Origin of the sequence: Lonsdalea britannica, from assembly GCF_003515985.1 — a bacterium.
GTDB classification, from domain to species: Bacteria; Pseudomonadota; Gammaproteobacteria; order Enterobacterales; family Enterobacteriaceae; genus Lonsdalea; species Lonsdalea britannica.
This window is the reverse complement of the sequence record NZ_CP023009.1, coordinates 1590629-1607977: the sequence shown is the minus strand read 5'-3', so window position 1 is coordinate 1607977 and position 17349 is coordinate 1590629. Positions and strand designations below refer to the sequence as shown.

The following is a 17349-nucleotide window of genomic DNA, read 5'->3' as shown; positions in this document are numbered from 1 at the left end:
CTCAGTAACGAATGCGTGGATCGCTGATCGCATAAGACAGATCGATCAACAAGTTGATGACGACATACACCCCGCTGGTCAGCAGGATCATGCCCTGAATCACCGGATAGTCGCGCGCCAATACGGCATCGACGATCAGCCGTCCCAGCCCCGGGATGTTGAACACGCTTTCGGTCACCACGACGCCGGAGATCATCAGCGCGAAGCCGGTGCCGATCACGGTGAGGATCGGGATCATCGCGTTGCGCAGCGCGTGCCGGAACAGCACGTGGATCTCCGCCAGCCCCTTGGCGCGCGCGGTACGGATATAGTCTTCGCCCAGAACTTCCAGCACGCTGGCCCGGGTCATGCGCGCCACCAGCGCGATGTACACCGACGACAGCGTCAGCGCCGGCAGCACGATGCGCTGGGCGAAAGGCCCCACGCCGCGCGTGATACTGCTAAATCCCTGCACCGGGAGCCACCTCAGCTCAAGCGAAAACACCGTGATCAAGACATAGCCGATGACGAACACCGGCACCGAAAAGCCCAGCACCGAAGTCGACATCACCAGATTGTCGATCCAGCTGCCGTGCTTCCATGCCGCCAGTACGCCCAGCGGCACGGAGATTAAAATGGTGAAGGCGATCGCCACCAGCGCCAGACTCAGCGTCGGCTCCAGCCGCTGGCCGATCATGGTCAGCACCGGCGTGTGAGCCATCAACGACGTGCTGAAATCGCCGCGCAGCAGCTGTGAAATCCACACGAAAAACTGCTGATACAGCGGCTGATTCAGACCCAGACTTTCGCGGATCGCCTCCAGTTGCTGCGGGGTCGCCATGTCGCCGGCGATGATCGCCGCCGGATCGCCCGGTGACAGCCGCAACAGCAGGAAAACAAACAACGCGACCACCAGCATCACCGGGATCGCCGCCAGAACGCGGCGAATGAAGTAACCAAGCATAGGGACCTCCGAAGGCATTAATCACACAGTAATCAGTCGCTTTTTTCGACGTTCCAGAACACCGTGGACGGCCCTGTCATCAGGTGGCTGATGCGGCTGCTCCAGACCGCCACATCGTAGAACTGGCCGAGCGGGATATAGCTGACCTGATCCATCGCGTGTTTCTGGATGTCTACCGCAATCGCTTTCTGTTTGGCGGGCTCGGTGGCGGTAGCGAACGCCACGCGCAGCTCGTCCATTTTTGGATCGGTCGGCCAGCCGAACCAGGCGCCCTGCCGTCCGCCGCCGTCCAGCATCGGGTTCACCACCGGGTTCCAGATGGTTTCCGCGTTCCAGTAGGTAAAGAACAGGTTCCATCCGCCTTGAGCCGGGGCGTTCTGATTCGCCCGGCGCGAAACCAGAGTCTGCCAGTCCATCGGCTGCAAAGAGACGTTGAAACCTGCCTTGCGCAAGGCCTGCGCCACCACCACCGGCTGCGGCGCCTGGCTGGGAACATCGGTCGGCTGCATGATCACTACCGGCGTGCCGTCATAACCCGCTTTCTTCAGTAGCGCCTTGGCTGCTTCGATGTCTCCGCCTTTGAGCAACGACTCGCCGCCCGCCTGCGTCTCCAGCGCGGTGCCGCAGCCAAACACGGAGGCGCACAGCTTGAAGTATTCCGGATTGCCCACCAGCGCATCGAGCACGTCTTTCTGGCTCATCGCCAGCATCGCGGCGCGGCGAATATCTGGGTTATCGAACGGAGGATAGAGGAAGTTCATACGCCCGCCGGTCAGCGATCCGAGCTTGCTCAGCACCCCGGACTTCAGTTCCGGATTGGCCTGCACCATCGGCAACAGATCGATCGGCAGTTGTTCGATGAAGTCGATATCGCCGGAGGAGAGCGCGTTGATCGCCGTCATACGATCCGGCATGTTGATCCACTCCACCCGATCGACCTTGACCACTTTGCCGCCTGCAGTGCCGCTGGCTGGCTCTTTACGCGGTACGTATTGCTGGAACTTCTCGTAGACCACGCGGTTACCGGGATCGAATTCGCTGGCGACGAACTTATACGGGCCGGAACCGGTGTAATCGGTGATCATCTTGCCGTCAGGCGTATTGGCGACGCGCTCCGGCATCATGAAGGCCGCGACGGAGGAAGGTTTGGCTAACAGTTGCAGCACATAGCCAAACGGTTTGGACAGCGTCAGGACGATCGTTTTGTCATTGGTGGCGGTGATGCCGGAGGTGTACTTCATCATCAGCTGACCGCCCACGTCGTAACGCGCCCAGCGCTTGAGGGAAGCGACGCAGTCCGCGGCGGTCACCGGTTTGTCGTCATGCCACAACAGACCGTCGCGTAACGTGAAAGTATAGGTCAGGCCGTCGGGAGACACGGTCCAGTCGGCCATCTGCGGTTTAGGGACCTGATGCTCATCCATGCCGATCAGCGTGTCGTAAATCATGTAGCCGTGGTTACGCGTGATCTGGGCCGTGGTCGCAATAGGATCAAGCACGCGCAGGGAGGAGGACATCACCGCGTGCAGCGTTTTCTCCGCAGCCAGCGAGGACGTGGAAAACAGCGCGGCGCTCAGGCCGATCGGCAACAGCAGAGAGGCAATCAAGGAACGGGATGGATACTTTTTCATTCTCAACACTCCTTAAAAGGGCAACGAATGGTGTCGGGACTTGCTGTGTGGTCACGTTAAAAGAGAGCGGTTTGCCGGAAGCCGTGGCCTGCCGCTCGGTTATGTCAATGCGCTCAGCGCATGGTCGATATAGAGACGGCGTAACCGCTGGGCCAGCGGCCCGGGTTTACCGTCGCCGATTGGCTGGCCGTCCAGCGTCACCACCGGGTATACAAACGAGGTGGAGGAGGTAATGAACGCTTCGGCGGCCTGTTTGACTTCATCCAGCGCAAAGGCGCGCTCTTCGAAACGCAGCCCTTGCGCCTTCAACAACGCGAGCAGGGAACCGCGCGTGATACCGGGCAGCAACGCGTGCGACAGCGCCCGCGTGACCACCGCGCCATCGCGGGTCACGATGAACGCATTGTTGGATGTGCCTTCGGTTATCCAGCCGTCTTTCACCAGCCAGGCGTCATCCGCGCCCTGCGCGCGCGCCTGCTCTTTCGCCAGACACGGATACAGCAGCTGCGTGGTCTTGATGTCGCAGCGTCCCCAGCGCAGATCCGGCAGGCTGATGATGTTCATCCCGCGCTCCGCCATCGGGCTGTCGATCACGGCTTTCGCCTGTGTATACAGCACCACCGTCGGCGGCGTTCCTGCGGGCGGGAACTGAAAGTTGCGATCTTTCACCCCGCGGCTGACCTGCAAATAGATGAGGCCTTCCTGCAAATCATTGCGGGCGATCAGCATGCGATGGATCGCCAACAGCGCGGCGTCATCCAGCGGGAGCGTCAGTGACAGCTCGCTCAGCGAACGGCGCAGACGGGCCAGATGCAGTTCTGCATCCACTAACCGGCCTTGCAGCACGGCGGTGACCTCGTAGATCGCGTCGGCGAACGTGAAGCCACGGTCAAAGATCGAGATCTTCGCTGCGTTCTCCGGCACAAACTCCCCGTTCAGGTATACGGTGCGCATGGCTTAGTCTCCAGGTCAGGAACGCTCAACGCCGGTCTGGCGGGTGATGATGCCGTAGTGTTCGATGCGCCGGTGACGGGCAAAGTCGAAGATCGTGGTTTTGCCGAACTGGCACAGATCCATGTCGCAGCGATGCACAATCAGCTCATCATCCTGTCCCTTGGCGCGCGCCACGACAAAACCGTTCGGATCGATGATCGCGCTGCCGCCCATCAGCGGAAAACCATCTTCCACCCCGGCCTTGGCGACGCCGACGACCCAGGTGGCGTTCTGGTAAGCGCCGGCCTGCATGCACAGCTCGGAATGGAACAGGCGGTGTTCTTCGCCCTCGCCGCGATTCTGCGAGTTCACCGACGGCGTGTTGTAGCCCAACGTCACCAGCTCAACGCCCTGCAATCCCATCACACGGTAGGTTTCAGGCCAGCGACGATCGTTGCAGATGCACATGCCCATCACCGTGTTCTGCGTTTCCCAGGTGGGGAAGCCGAAATCGCCCGGTTCGAAATAGCGCTTTTCCAGATGCTGGAAGTCACGCTGGGTGTCGAACTCGACGTGCCCCGGCAGATGGACTTTGCGATATTTGCCGACGATGTTGCCCTGGCGATCCGTCAGGATCGACGTGTTGTAATGATGGCCGTCCGGCGTCAGCTCCGCATAACCGAAGGTGATAGCAATGCCGTGTTCGCGGGAAAAATCAAACAGCGGGCGGGTCGCGTCGTTCGGCATTTCACGCTCGAACCAGCTATCGACCTCCTGCTGATCTTCCATGAACCAACGGGGGAAAAAGGTGGTCAGCGCCAGCTCGGGGAAAACCACCAGCTCACAGCCTTGCTGCCGGGCCTGCTCCAGTAGCGCCAGCATGCGCTGGACCACGCTTTCTCTTGAGTCGCTTTTTTGGATCGCCCCGAGCTGGGCGCCGCCGATAACGATGTCTCGCATGCCGTATTCCTCCACAAGACCGACCCGATGTCGGTCACCATTTACAGTGTGTAGGGCCATTGTGGGAGCTACGGCAGCCCCTGTCGTATGCCTATTTGTCGGTAGGGATTAACCTGATGTTAATCCAGGTTGAACAGGTGAAAACCGCCCTCTTCCAGCGTACCGCGCAGGTTGTCGACAAAGACCTGCGCAAACTGTGCCAACGGCTCACGCCGCAGGTGAACCAGACTGATCGTCAGGCGTTCTTCGTTGAGGATCGGCAGCACCGCCATCCGCTCAGAGCCGGAGGCACGGAAAGAGATCTCGTCGACGACGGAGAAACCGGTGCCGTTTTTTACCAGCGCGCAGGCGTGATGCGGAGAGTCGACGTCGATGCTCGGCCGGTAGGGCAAGCCCACGCGTTCGAACGCCTGCTTCATAAAGCTGTGGAAGGGGGTATCGGCGGCGTAACCGATGAAGGGCGTCTCCGCCAGCGCGTCGGGCAGCTCATTGGCCGACACCCGCGTCAGCGGATGATCCGCCGGGCACACCACCATCACCCGGATATAGCTCAGCGGCACCGCGCGCAGATTGGGGTGATCGATAGGAAACAGAGAAATGCCGAGATCCGCCTGCTGGTCGAGCAGCCTGTCGCGCAGCAGGACATGGCGCAGACATTCCAGGCTGACGAGAATATCTTCGTTGCACCGTCGGAAGGCAGCGATGGCGTCAGGCACCAGCTGATGCCCCAGACTGGGGCTGCTGGCGATGCGCAATACGCCGTGACGTTGCTGAACCAGATTGTGCAGCGTGGTGTTGACCCGCTGTATATCGCGGTAGACGGACTCGACGTCACTGAACAGGCTGCGCGCCTCAGGAGAAGGGTACAGGCGCCCTTTGACCCGTTCAAAAAGCTGGAAGCCGATCCGTGCCTCGGTATGAGACAACATGCGGCTGACGGCGGGTTGGGACACGTACAAGAGTTGAGCGGCGCCGTTGATCGAACCGGTGATCATCACCGCCCGAAAGACTTCGATCTGACGTAGGTTGAGCGACTGCATAGGCGAACCTCGTGGGCATTTCGGCGTCGTCGTCCCATCGAACGCTTAACAATAGGTTATAGAAAGTTAGCAATTTGTATGCCAAAGGGCCAAACGGGCCAAAAATCGCGCTGACAAGCGACGCCGGAGTCGCTATTAATAACCTTCCGCCATGTTGAAAAGGAGGCGCCCGCCGTGGCCATCCCACAAACGATCCTGCCGATCTTTCTCTTGATCCTGCTCGGCTACGCGCTGGCCCGCCGAGGCGCGCTCGATCCCCACGCCAATAAAGCGCTGGGCGTGCTGGCTTTCAAGCTGTTCATGCCGATGGTTCTGTTTACCGGCATGATCCATGCGCCGCTGCACGACGGTCTGAACACCACGCTGCTGGCCGCCTACTTCGTTCCCGCGCTGCTGATCTTCGCCGCGGTCAATCTCTTCGCCCACCGCAGTCTGGGTCGCCCGACGCCTTTCGGACTGACCGCCTCCTTTGGCAACAATGCCTTGATCGGCCTGGCGATGGTGGCGGGTCTTTACGGCAGCGAAGGGCTGATATTGCTGTTTACCGTCCTCGCCGTACACAGCCTGCTGCTGTTCAGCGCTCAGAGTTTCTATGACAGTTTCGCCGGCAGCGAACCATTCAAGCCCGGTATTCTGGTCGCCAGCCTCGCCAACCCGATGATTATTGGCCTGCTGCTGGGGACGGCGGTCAATTTGTCGAACCTGACGCTGCCCGGCTGGAGCATGAAACTGGCGACCTGGCTGGCGCAGGCGGCGCTGCCCTGCGCGCTCATCGTGCTGGGCGCCAATCTCTCCGGCTACCAGTTACGTCCCAGCGCTCATGCCGTCGGCATCGCCGCCGCCAAGCTGGTGTTGATGCCGTTACTGGTGCTGCTGACCTGCTTGCTGCTCCACATTGACGGCATCCCGCGCGGCGTACTGGTGCTGATGGCCGCAAACCCTTCCGGCGTCAACGTGCTCGGCTTTGCCCGTACGCCCGAAGATATTCAGATCGGCAGCTCCGCGATTTGCCTCACGACTTTGCTGTCGATGGCGACATTGCCGCTGTGGATGTGGGTAGCGAGTCTGGGGTGAGCCGTCATGACACGCTCGGTGAACGGAAGACAATACGTTTGAAAACGCAGACGCGGCGAACCGCCATCAGCGCGGAGGCCGCAGGCGCTGAGAAGATGAAAAGTATTTAGGAACGGCGGGACTGACGACGGATCCGCAGGGCGACGACGCGCTTTGCCGCCGCCGCCCTAAATCCGAGCCGTCACAAAAGGAATCGACGGATGCGCGCTGCGTTCGCCGCGAGTTTATTAGCGGATGGGTTGAAGACCCAGATTTTCGCGCAGGGTCGCATGTTCATACGCTTCCCTGAACAAACCGCGTCGACGCAGTTCCGGGATCACTAACTCAACGAACAGATCCAGCTGTTCCGGCACCACGGCGGGCATGATGTTGAAGCCGTCCGCTCCGCCCTGCTCCAGCCACTGCTGAAAATCATCGGCAATATCCTCCGCCGTTCCGACGATCACGCGGTGACCGCGCGATCCCGCCGCAATGGCCGCCAGTTCGCGCAGGGTCAGATTGTCGCGTTTGGCGAGATCCGTCAGCAATTTGACGCGGCTTTGGTTCCCCTCGCCGAGCGGCGCTTCCGGCACCGGTCCGTCTAACGGATAGTCACTGAGATCGAGGCCAAACCGCGCCGACAGCTGGCGCAGACCGTTATCGATATCCACCAGCGCGTTAAGCTGCTGCCAGGTCGCCTTCGCCTCTTCGCGCGTACGCCCGACGATCGGCATCACCCCCGGCAGGATCAGCACCCGATCCGGATCCCGCCCCGCCTCAGCCACCAGTGCTTTCTGGCTCCGGTAAAACGCCTGCGCCTCTTCCAGCGAGGCCGAGGCGGTAAACACGACTTCCGCCGTGGCCGCCGCCATTTTCTGACCGTCGGCGGACGATCCGGCTTCGATAATCACCGGGCGCACCTGAGGCGAGCGGGTGATGTTCAGCGGTCCCTGTACCTGAAAGTGTTTACCGCGATGATGGATAGATCGGATTTTGTCGTCAGCGAAGTAGCGCCCGCTCTGTTTGTCCGGATCGACCGCCCCCTCCTGCCACGCGTCCCAGAGCTGAAAAGCGACCTCAAGAAATTCATGCGCACGTTCATAGCGGTCGGCGTGGACCGGCATGTTCTCCTCACTGAAATTTTTCGCCACGTCGTCGGAATAGGAAGTGACTACGTTCCACGCCACGCGGCCGCGGCTGATATGGTCAAGAGAGGCAAAGCTGCGGGCGAGCGTGAACGGATCGCTGAAGGTCGTCGATGCGGTGGCCGCCAGGCCGATGTGCCGGGTGGAAACCGCCAACGCCGCCAGCAGCGTTAGCGGCTCCAGCCGCGCCATCGTGGAAGGCAGCCGATGAATGGACGTCGCCAGCGCGTCGCCGACGAAAAACATATCGAACGTGCCCTCTTCGGCTTTTTGGGCAATACGAATCAACCAGTCGATATCCGTCGGCGAACCCAATGTCTCGCTGATGCGCCAGCCGCTAACGTGATGGCCCAGCGGCTGTACGAACAAACCGAGACGCAGTTGGCGAACGGGGGAAGAGTGCGGCATAACGCCTCCTTGTGGTACTGACGTTGGGTATGGAACGCGTGCGATGACGCGAATGACCGAGCAAAACGGATGATCAAAGAAGCGGCTATCGGACGGCCCCTTTCTACGATGGTCTTCGAAAGAGACGCTGCCCGTCCATCATGTTGTCTTGCTAGAGTAATGCGTTCTTTGCAGTGTTCAAGAGGGAAGATAGGACGAGAAAGGTTATCAAACGGTATTTTTAGGGAGTAAAACCGAGCCATTGCCCCCCGCATCATACTCGCCCCCACATTCGCCATGGTGGAGAGCGATAAATAGATCAATTTTTCATAAGGTTATATATTTATATCCGTTGATTATCCTATGCCGAGCCACAGCACTTAGCGCGCTATGCGCTGGCCTGTGGATATCTCAACTACCGCCTTGGGCTCAAAGATGAGGGACGAAAACATATAAGCGATAGCAGAACGTCCACCCGTCGTGCAAAAGGAGACATGTCTTCACGCCGGTTTGATTCAATGAGATCGGCGACAGGCCTAACGGTCAACTGAGCCACGGAAATGTCCATTTATTATTCCTCACATTATCGCTGTATCCCGCTGTCAGGGAGAGCATCGCCCCTTCCCCCCATGTGAATGCCGGGTATGTGGAAATTCAGGCTGACCGAGCGCACTTTAAGAAAAAACCCGCGATGCCCTGATTCGCGTCCCTTTTCTGTCTGTCCTCATGAGCATCACTTAACCGTCCTAAGCGCCATCAGTGCGTGAGGAAAACCACACATGATCTCCCTTTTGAATCACCCCTGCGCTTTGTTCACAGATTAATCGGCCAACGGTAGAACAAGCAGGGGGAAAATACCGATATCGGCGGGAGTGCATGGCATGGCGATGTCACCCATCAGCTTGACGAGGGAGGACGCTTTTTCATTGGCGGCAGGACGGCTCTGACGCGTGATGACAGGGGTTGCGCATCTCGGGGATAGGCCCTTTTCCACGGGTTACTCTGGCTCAGTATTATCTCTGCGGGTGGCTCTCGTTTTTTATCCATTTTATCCCCTCGCACCACTCGCTAGTTTCCCCATGTGGCGTGCGATCCATGAAGCGATTTTCACGGTGCTGACAGGCGAAAAGTTCGAGCGCAAAACAATAGCGCTCATCCTGCATTCATGTTTTCATACTCACCCTGACCTTTTCTTACCTTTTATTACATGCCACTTACACTATGGATGGGTGGTCTACGTCTGGGGATCAGAGTTTGAAAGTGAAGCATTTACGGAAAGCCACCGTTCTCGCCATGATTGTCTCCCTAACTTCCAGCTGTTCCAGCATGCACAATATGGGTCAATCCTACGGAACCGCCATTGGCTGCGTCGGCGGTGCGGCATTGGGCGGGGGTTTGACCTATCTCGTCACCCGCAACGCGGAAAAAGCCGTTGCCGGCGGCATTATCGGGGGCATCGCCGGTTGCGCGCTCGGCAATGTCTGGCAGAAACGCGAAAGAGCGTTGGCAGAGATTGCCGCCGATGAAAAAATCGCGATCCATACGGAAACGCTGAAAACCGATCCATCATCCGGCAGTGATACGGTGGGGATCGTCGCGCAGGTGGAAGATAGCGCCATGTTCCCGACGGGAAGCGCCGAGCTAACGCCCGACGGGCTGCGTCAGGTGAAAAAGATCGCCGCGGCGATGAAGGGCGGAGACGGCAACGAGGCCGGACTGCTACTGGTCGTGGGCCACACTGACGCCACCGGCAGCGCCAGCCTGAATCAGCGATTATCCGAGCAACGGGCGCGCAATGTCGGCCGTATCCTTGAGCAGGCCGGCATCAGCGCCAACCGCCTGTATTTTCAGGGTGCAGGGTCGTCACGGCCCATCGCGGACAACGAAACGGACCAAGGCCGCGCCGCGAACCGCCGGGTTGAACTGGTCGGACTCACGAGCGAAGCCCTGCTGAAACAACGTTTGCAGCAGGAGGGCAACAACCCTCGTTACCTGGAACACGGCACCGCCAGCACGGCGAGCGCCGTCGCGAAGCGTCCATCGGCAAACACGAAAACCGCTCCCCGCAAGGCAGAACCTGCCATGTCCATCCCCTCGACGCCATCCATCACCGCGACGGCGGCCCCTCGGCCCGCGAAAACGATTGAGAGCAAAAATTACGTCGATTTCGGCGGCGATGCGGTCAACGCCAGCTTGCCGAGTCTCGCGGCCAATCTTAAACCTCAGCATCGCGGCTTTAGCCTGATCGGCGAAGCTCACGCCAGCGTCATTGCCAAAAGCTGTATCGCCGACACGGTACGCGTCAGCGGCCAAGCCCGGAATCTGGCCAGCGGCAAACCGGTCGACGTCCATGAAACGCGGGAATATCTGCCGGGCATGAACGGACGCGCCTGGGCCGGGCTGGTGAACGGCCATCTGGTCACACTGTCTCCGGTGCGCGTATTGCGGGAAAACGTCAGCGTGACGGAAGATCCCAAAGTCTACATCACGCGTAACTATATGAATAACAACCATAAAGCCGATGCGCCGCTGAAAGCGGTCGCGAATGCGTGGGAAGGCGAAGACAACATTCTCTATCGCGTTTACCTCCAGGATGGACAGCAGCAAAACCTGTCCTGCATCGACCTGCTGGTCGCGAAAGACAAACCTAAAAGCCAGCAGGGGCAACTGTTCTACTTCGGTAACGGCGACAACAAAGAATATATGGCGGCCTACACGCCAGCACGCAGCTAATTTAAGGATAATGATATGGAATTATTTCAGACTATCGCCGAGGCCATTGCGACTTATAGCTACATTTTCTGGCCCCTGTTCGGGTTGATGGCGCTCACGCTGGTGGTGATCCGCTGGTGGAACAACGTCAGCTATTTTTTCCTCAATCTGGCCGCCAGCTTTCCGCTTATCGGCCATATCGCTCGCCTGTCGCGCAGCCATGAACCCCGCCGACCCGGCACCGGTAAGCAAGACTGGTATCCCTCGGAAGAAGCCCTGTGCGCCAAATATTACGCCTATCACCAAACCACCAGCCGCGACGCGAGCTTTTACCGTCGCTGCGTCGATTACCTCGATAAAGTCGAGGAGCGCGGACGCAAACCCACCGGCATCATTCTATGGCTGTGCAGCATCGCCTTGGTGATTCTGGAAGCCTTTATTTTCGCCCTGGTGCTCTCCCCCTTCATCGCCAACAACATCTCTGCCAATCAGGCTGAGTTTTCCGCGCTGGTCATCTCTGTCCTGATCGGGGTGATTCTGGTGCCAGCCACCCATCTGATGGGGCGGAACTGCACAAAAACACGCTGCTGAAAAAAATCCGCTACTGGCACTCCCAAGCGCGCCATAACAGCACCGCCAAAGACCTGATGACCAGCCACCGGATCACGCTGGAAAATAGCCGCGACGACGATAACGAACCGAACTACATCCAGATCCTGAACCGTATTAACCACAGCGTTCAGGTCAAGCCGCAATACTGGTGCACCGTCGTCGCGTTGGTCCTGATCACCACGTTCGCTTTTGGCGCCTATTTTATTCGCGCCTCAACAATTAATGCGATGGAGACCCAGGCCGTCAACGCCTCGCCGTTTAGCCAGAGCAGCGCAGAAAGCGGCGGTTCGCCGTTCGAGCTGCCTGCTGCCGCGGTCGAGGACAACCATGCTGCGGATAAACAGGCCGTCGCCGAAGTCGCCAGCAATCGCGTTTTCGCCTCGAAGCTGACCTTCATCATCCTCTCCGTGATTTTTGTGGGCGTGCAACTGATCGGGATCCTTATCGGGATCTTCCGCTCGTTCGCGGGTATTGACTCCGCCAAGGCTGCCAAATACATCGGTCATTTCAGCGGTTCGGATGAGTTCGCCGCCTACCATGCCGCGCGCCGCGAACGCGTAGAGCGCGATGCGCAGCAGAAGCTCGCCACGCTGCAAAACCGACTGATGATGCAACGGCAAAACGGCCGCAGCGAACCGCTGTCCCAGATGCCGACCTTTGACGACTACGTGCACGGCAAGCAATCAGCTCGCGAACACACCCCGCATCAGCAGAGCCATGAGCCAGCCCCGACAACCACGCCGCAGGCTGCGCCGGTCGTCGCCTCTCCGGCTCCCGAAACCGCCAGTCCGGTCGCGACCGCAACGTCTGATTCATCGCCTGCAACACCTGCGGCTGCCGAGCGCGGTGACAGCGCGCAGATTGAATCCCTTGGCGATCTGACCACGCTGAGCGCAGAAGAGCTGGCGCAGGTGTCGAAAGCACTGGGACTGTCTCTGGATGCGCTGGCGAGCCGCCAACGTGTACAGGCGATTCTCAACAAAGCGCGCGCCTAACAGAGAAGAGGAAGCTGCCATGAAACATTGCCTTGCCCTGCTGCTGTTGGGGCTCAGCACAGCGGTCGCCGCCGCGCCGCGTAACGATATCCCCAGCTGCTATGACTATGCGCATATGCCGCAGTATCGCCCGGCGGAAACCGGCCGGGAACTGGTCATCATTGTCGACCAAACGGTCACGGTGCCGCTCGAACTGAAGAAATCCACCTGGAATCAGGTGCTGCGTTTCGTGCAGCCGGGCGACCACATCATGCTGTATCAGTTCTCGGCGCTGCTGCAGGACAACTACATGAAGCGGGTATTCGACGGACGGCTGGAGATGCCGTTCACCGATCAGAAAACCCGCAACGGTATCGGCATGGACAGCCTCAAATCGCTGGACGGTTGTCTGGTTCAACAGCAGCAGTTCTTCGCCAAGACCCTAGGCGGACACATGGCGGCGAGCTTCGCCGATAGTCAAACCCGCATCGCCAAAAGCGAAATTCTCGATAGCCTGAAGCACATCGCCAGCGATCGGCAGCACAGTCCATCTTCGCAGACCACGGTTTTGCTGATCTCGGACATGTTGGAAAACAGCGATTTCGATAGCTTCTATCGCCAGCAGGCTATCCGTGAACTCTCGCCGAAGGATGAGCTGCAACGTGTCACGCGGCAAGGGCTGCTGGCGGACTTCGGCGGCGCCAACGTGTATGTCGCGGGCGCTGGCCTTATCGACATCAATGCCAAAAACAGCTATCGCTCGGGGAAAGTGTTGCAACAGTTGAAAGCCTTCTGGCAGGCCTATTTTGAGGCATCGAATGCCAAACTGATGGGCTTTGGGACGCCGGAACTGACTGTAGATCTGCGTTAATCGTCGTCCGGAAAGACGGCGGGGCGCTCCCCCTGCCGTCTTCTCTCCTTCCCCGTCGCGGTATCATTTATCCCGACGATAAATTATGCTTTTCACTACCGCTTTCTCGTCGCTCCCCTTAACCACTAAAAAAACGCTATGACGCCATCTTCCGATACCGCAGTAAAAACCCCGGCCGGTTCCGCTTCGGTGGCCGCCGTATTACGCTCCCCCTCCGCGCTCACCCGTGAGTGTCTGGCAGGGATCATCACCGCGCTCGCGCTGATCCCCGAGGTGATCTCGTTTTCCGTCATTGCCGGCGTGGATCCCAAGGTGAGCCTGATCGCCTCCGTCGTACTGTGCCTCACGCTTTCCGTGCTGGGCGGCCGTCCTGCGATGGTGACCGCCGCCGCCGGTTCGGTCGCGCTGGTCATCGGCCCGATGGTGCATGCCCACGGCGTGGGTTATATCCTGCCCGCCGTCATTCTGGCGGGTATCATTCAGATTGTGTTCGGGCTCGTCGGCCTGTCGCGCATGATGCGTTATATTCCGCGTTCGGTGATGCTCGGCTTCGTCAACGCGCTCGGGATACTGATCTTTGCCGCGCAGGTGCCGCACGTGCTGGGCCAGTCGCCTGCCGTTTGGCTGCTGTTCGCGGCGACGATCGCAATTGTCGTCTTGCTGCCTTATCTGCTCAAAAGCGTGCCGTCGCCGCTGATGGCGATAGTGGTCATCACCCCCATCGCGCTGCTGGCCGGGCTGCATGTCCCGACCGTCGGCGATGCGGGACCGATGCAGGCCGGACTGCCGGGGTTCACCCAGCTGACGAAGCCGCTGAATCTGGAAACGCTGTCCATCATCTGGCCGACGGCGCTCAGCGTGGCGTTTGTCGGGCTGATGGAATCACTGCTGACCGCCAAAATGGTGGACGACATCACCGATACGCACTCCAGCAAACAGCGCGAGTGCTGGGGGCTGGGCGTCGGCAATATCCTGGCGGGCTTTTACGGCGGAATTGCGGGCTGCGCGATGATCGGTCAGACGGTCGTCAACGTGGAGATGGGCAAAGCCCGGAGCCGGATTTCCACCGTGGCCGCGGGGCTGGTCCTGCTGATTCTCGTGACCGGTTTAAGCCACATCATGGCGCAAATCCCGATGGTGGTGCTGGCCGGTATCATGATGATCGTCGCGTTAAAAACGGTGAACTGGCACAGTTTGCAGCCCGCGACGCTGCGGCGGATGCCGCTGTCGGAAACCCTGATTATGATCGTCACCGTGATGGCCACCGTGTGGACCGGCAATCTGGCGATTGGCGTCGCAGGCGGCGTGATCTTCGCCATTTTGCTGTTCGCCCGCCGCGTCGCGCATGTGATCGATGCCGAGCGGGAAGTCAGCGCAGATGGGAAGTCAGTGTGTTACCGCGTGAAAGGTCCGCTGTTTTTCGGCAGCAGCAACGATCTGTTCGAGCATTTCCAGTATGCCGAAGATCCGCAGCAGGTCACCATCGACCTCACCCTCGCCCAAATCTGGGACGCGTCCAGCGTGGCCGCGCTGGACGCCATCGAGAATCGCTATCAACGGTACAACACCCGCGTGTCGATTGTCGGACTAGATGCCCACAGCACCCACATGCATCAGCGTCTGTCAGGCCATCTGTAAGCGACACTGCGGCGTTGGAGCATGGCGTTGATGCGCCTGCTCCAGCGCATGCCTGACATTCTCCAGACAGTGATTCTTTTCGCCGTATTTCTCCTGAATACGGCGGCATTGCTTACGCATGTTTTCGTCTGTCATCACGCGGGTTAAATCGTCAGAAAATTTCTCCGGCAGACGGCTTTTGGCCTGAATCCCGCAGCCCAGTTGTTCGACCCGGTAGGCATTATCAAACTGATCGAACGCGCTGGGGAAAATCAGCTGCGGAACGCTCTGATAGAAGCAGTGCGAGATGGTGCCAATACCGCCGTGGTGTACCGCGGCCACGCAGTGACGAAGGCAGGACTCCAGATCGACCTCTTTTCTGACTAAAACCCCCGGCCTCACAGGGACATCGTCCGGATTCACCCCCACGACCAGACATTGCCGCCGCTGCCGCGTCACTTCGGCGATAACGGCATTGAAGAAGTATTCGTCGAACTGCAGCGACCAGCCCGGAGAGAACATCACCGTTTCACTTTCCAGAAAACGGGCCAGCTCTTCGTCGGCGGGCGCGTCTTGCGCTTCAAACAACGGCAGTCCCACGAGGTTGGCATTGCGCGGCCAGTCTGGCTGCGGATGGACGAACCACTCGGGAAACAGACAAATGAGCCCGTCCGCGGACGAGTGAACCCACTGCGACAGAATCCGTTTGATCGGTGGCAGGCCCACGCGCGATCTCTGCGCGTTGACCTCTGCGCAGAGCCGTTTATCCAACACCTTTTTTTCGAACAGGGAGACCATGCCTTTACGCAGCGGCATCGGGAGCTTGTTCGCCAGCGCCAGTTTTCCATGCTGCGGCAGGTTGTAGCACGACAAAAACGTCGAAGGCCCCACGCGTACCGGGAGCGTACAGCAGCCTTTCTTCTCCCCTAACGCTTTGGCGGAAAAAGACCAGAGCGACGTGAGCAGCACCGAAGAGCTATCGATGACCCTCTCCAACTGCTGATACATCTCCTCCTGCTGGTTCAGCATGTAGCGGCACAGGGTATCTAAGGCCGTTTTTTTGTCCCACAGCGCTCTTGAATGCACCCCTGCGATATATTCCTGGGTTGAGCCTACGCTAATAAAATTCAACCCGCGAGACTCGGCCAAACCTTTGAAATAAGGGTTGGTGCACAGAAATACCTTATGGCCACGTTTGGCCATGTGCTCGCCAATCAAAATAAAAGGAAATACATCACCCGACGATCCAAGGGTCGCCAAAAACACATTCATACGAACTCCTGCTGGTTAATAAAAATCTCTTCGAATATCGATTTCACCCCTAAAGAAGCCGCCTTACTCTCTAGGTCAAGAAAGTGACCGGCATCCTTCAGGGTATAGAATCGAGCATCATCGAGGTATTTATCAAGATTTCTGACCTCTTTAGCCGTGGTGTATTCATCCTTTTCGCCGTTAATAAATACGACCGGAATGGATATCTTGCTAATAAATTTTTCGTAGTCGTAATCCCTTAACATCAGGATTTGATCGAGGTGAAAACACGCCTGCCGATATTCATGCTCATCCAGATGAGCCACGTGGTTAAAATTGGTTCTTTTAAATAATCTCGGCAGGTATTTTCCCACCTCATTGTTCAACAGATTCGCTACCGCTTCGAACTCATGCTGATAAACGTACTCACGGGCTTGGAGAATATAACGTTCCATTTTTTCATTGATCGTCATAGAGAAAGCCGCGATCACAGCCATCTCAAGGATGTCATTGTTTTGTGAGGCAGCCATTAGCGCCCCAAGGCCGCCCCAGGAAACGGACATGATGATCTCAGGCCGATAACGTCTTATCAGGAAGTTGATAATATCCACCTCCTGTTCTTTCGTGATGATATCCAGTGAATTATTTAACGGCTTGGATTTACCGGCAAAAGGGAAATCGAAAAGAATCGTATTTACCTTTCCTTTTAGGTGTTTTACCCAAATAAGAAATGAAGACGATGTGGCTAATGCGCCATTGATAAAAATCGCTGTCTTTAGTTCCGGGTTGTATATGTTTTTATCAACATGGATTTTATAACCTTTATAAATGACGATCTCACTCTCAGATGCCATAGCTCTCTCCTCGCAATGTGTGCAAAATATGTCAATGAAATTATTGTTTTGAATAGGTAATGTAACGGTTGTATTTTAATATAATACAATAGTATTTTTAATTCTGCGCGATTCATGAATAAATATTTTAAATACAAGGCCATGTAAAATGAGATCAACGAAAATAAATAATTAAAAATAAGTCATTTTTATAAAAAATAAGGAGGCTAATAAACATTGGTTAATATTCAATGTGTTCCTCTATATATGCCTATTTCACTTAGCTAAATAAATCGAAATAAACGTGTTATTTGGTCAAGGAAATAAAGGAATTAAGCCCCCCATCCATATCATTCTATTGAGCTTTGGTCGCATAACCTGTCGCAG

The 17349-nt window shown here is 57.7% G+C and carries 14 protein-coding genes; 6 read left to right on the top strand and 8 right to left on the bottom strand.

The window, feature by feature from the left end; translation table 11 throughout:
• Position 1 precedes the first annotated feature (1 nt).
• From CKQ53_RS07545 to CKQ53_RS07525, 5 genes are all read right to left on the bottom strand, one after another.
• Complete coding sequence (locus tag CKQ53_RS07545; RefSeq protein WP_094118678.1) at positions 2 to 943, bottom strand: ABC transporter permease; 942 nt, start codon at positions 941 to 943, stop codon at positions 2 to 4.
• 32 nt (positions 944 to 975) lie between these two features.
• A complete protein-coding gene (locus CKQ53_RS07540) occupies positions 976 to 2574 on the bottom strand; it encodes an ABC transporter substrate-binding protein (protein ID WP_094118677.1) in 1599 nt (532 codons plus the stop codon).
• 99 nt (positions 2575 to 2673) lie between these two features.
• On the bottom strand, positions 2674 to 3528 hold the full coding sequence (locus tag CKQ53_RS07535) for a D-amino-acid transaminase (protein ID WP_118894839.1): 855 nt from the start codon (positions 3526 to 3528) through the stop codon (positions 2674 to 2676).
• Positions 3529 to 3543: 15 nt separating this feature from the next.
• A complete protein-coding gene (locus CKQ53_RS07530; protein ID WP_094118676.1) occupies positions 3544 to 4467 on the bottom strand; it encodes an N-carbamoyl-D-amino-acid hydrolase in 924 nt (307 codons plus the stop codon).
• A gap of 119 nt (positions 4468 to 4586) precedes the next feature.
• On the bottom strand, positions 4587 to 5507 hold the full coding sequence (locus CKQ53_RS07525) for a LysR family transcriptional regulator (RefSeq protein WP_085653393.1): 921 nt from the start codon (positions 5505 to 5507) through the stop codon (positions 4587 to 4589).
• A 174-nt stretch (positions 5508 to 5681) separates the two neighbouring features.
• Here CKQ53_RS07525 and CKQ53_RS07520 point away from each other — a divergent pair, with 174 nt between their 5' ends.
• A complete protein-coding gene (locus CKQ53_RS07520; protein ID WP_118894837.1) occupies positions 5682 to 6581 on the top strand; it encodes an AEC family transporter in 900 nt (299 codons plus the stop codon).
• Positions 6582 to 6808: 227 nt separating this feature from the next.
• On the opposite strand, the gene CKQ53_RS07515 is transcribed toward CKQ53_RS07520, so the two are convergent.
• A complete protein-coding gene (locus CKQ53_RS07515; protein ID WP_094118675.1) occupies positions 6809 to 8113 on the bottom strand; it encodes an LLM class flavin-dependent oxidoreductase in 1305 nt (434 codons plus the stop codon).
• A gap of 1314 nt (positions 8114 to 9427) precedes the next feature.
• On the opposite strand from CKQ53_RS07515, the gene CKQ53_RS07510 reads away from it, so the two are divergent.
• The 5 genes from CKQ53_RS07510 (at position 9428) to CKQ53_RS07495 (ending at position 14899) form a co-directional block, all read left to right on the top strand.
• On the top strand, positions 9428 to 10825 hold the full coding sequence (locus tag CKQ53_RS07510) for an OmpA family protein (protein ID WP_244201014.1): 1398 nt from the start codon (positions 9428 to 9430) through the stop codon (positions 10823 to 10825).
• 15 nt (positions 10826 to 10840) lie between these two features.
• Positions 10841 to 11395, top strand: coding sequence for a hypothetical protein (locus CKQ53_RS18680; protein ID WP_244201013.1), 555 nt, complete (start codon positions 10841 to 10843; stop codon positions 11393 to 11395).
• Positions 11396 to 11451: 56 nt separating this feature from the next.
• Positions 11452 to 12411: a hypothetical protein gene (locus CKQ53_RS18675; RefSeq protein WP_244201012.1), complete on the top strand. Its 960-nt coding sequence runs from the start codon at positions 11452 to 11454 to the stop codon at positions 12409 to 12411.
• Between the two features lie 19 nt (positions 12412 to 12430).
• Positions 12431 to 13261, top strand: coding sequence for a hypothetical protein (locus CKQ53_RS07500; RefSeq protein ID WP_094118673.1), 831 nt, complete (start codon positions 12431 to 12433; stop codon positions 13259 to 13261).
• Positions 13262 to 13399: 138 nt separating this feature from the next.
• A complete protein-coding gene (locus CKQ53_RS07495) occupies positions 13400 to 14899 on the top strand; it encodes a SulP family inorganic anion transporter (protein WP_118894835.1) in 1500 nt (499 codons plus the stop codon).
• Here the strand turns inward: CKQ53_RS07495 and CKQ53_RS07490 are convergent.
• Together CKQ53_RS07490 and CKQ53_RS07485 are read right to left on the bottom strand one after the other, a co-directional pair.
• Positions 14885 to 16150: a glycosyltransferase gene (locus tag CKQ53_RS07490; protein WP_094118672.1), complete on the bottom strand. Its 1266-nt coding sequence runs from the start codon at positions 16148 to 16150 to the stop codon at positions 14885 to 14887. The genes CKQ53_RS07495 and CKQ53_RS07490 overlap by 15 nt on opposite strands.
• Positions 16147 to 16983: an alpha/beta fold hydrolase gene (locus CKQ53_RS07485; RefSeq protein WP_094118671.1), complete on the bottom strand. Its 837-nt coding sequence runs from the start codon at positions 16981 to 16983 to the stop codon at positions 16147 to 16149. Before CKQ53_RS07485 ends, CKQ53_RS07490 begins: the two co-directional genes overlap by 4 nt.
• Between the last annotated feature and the right edge of the window lie 366 nt (positions 16984 to 17349).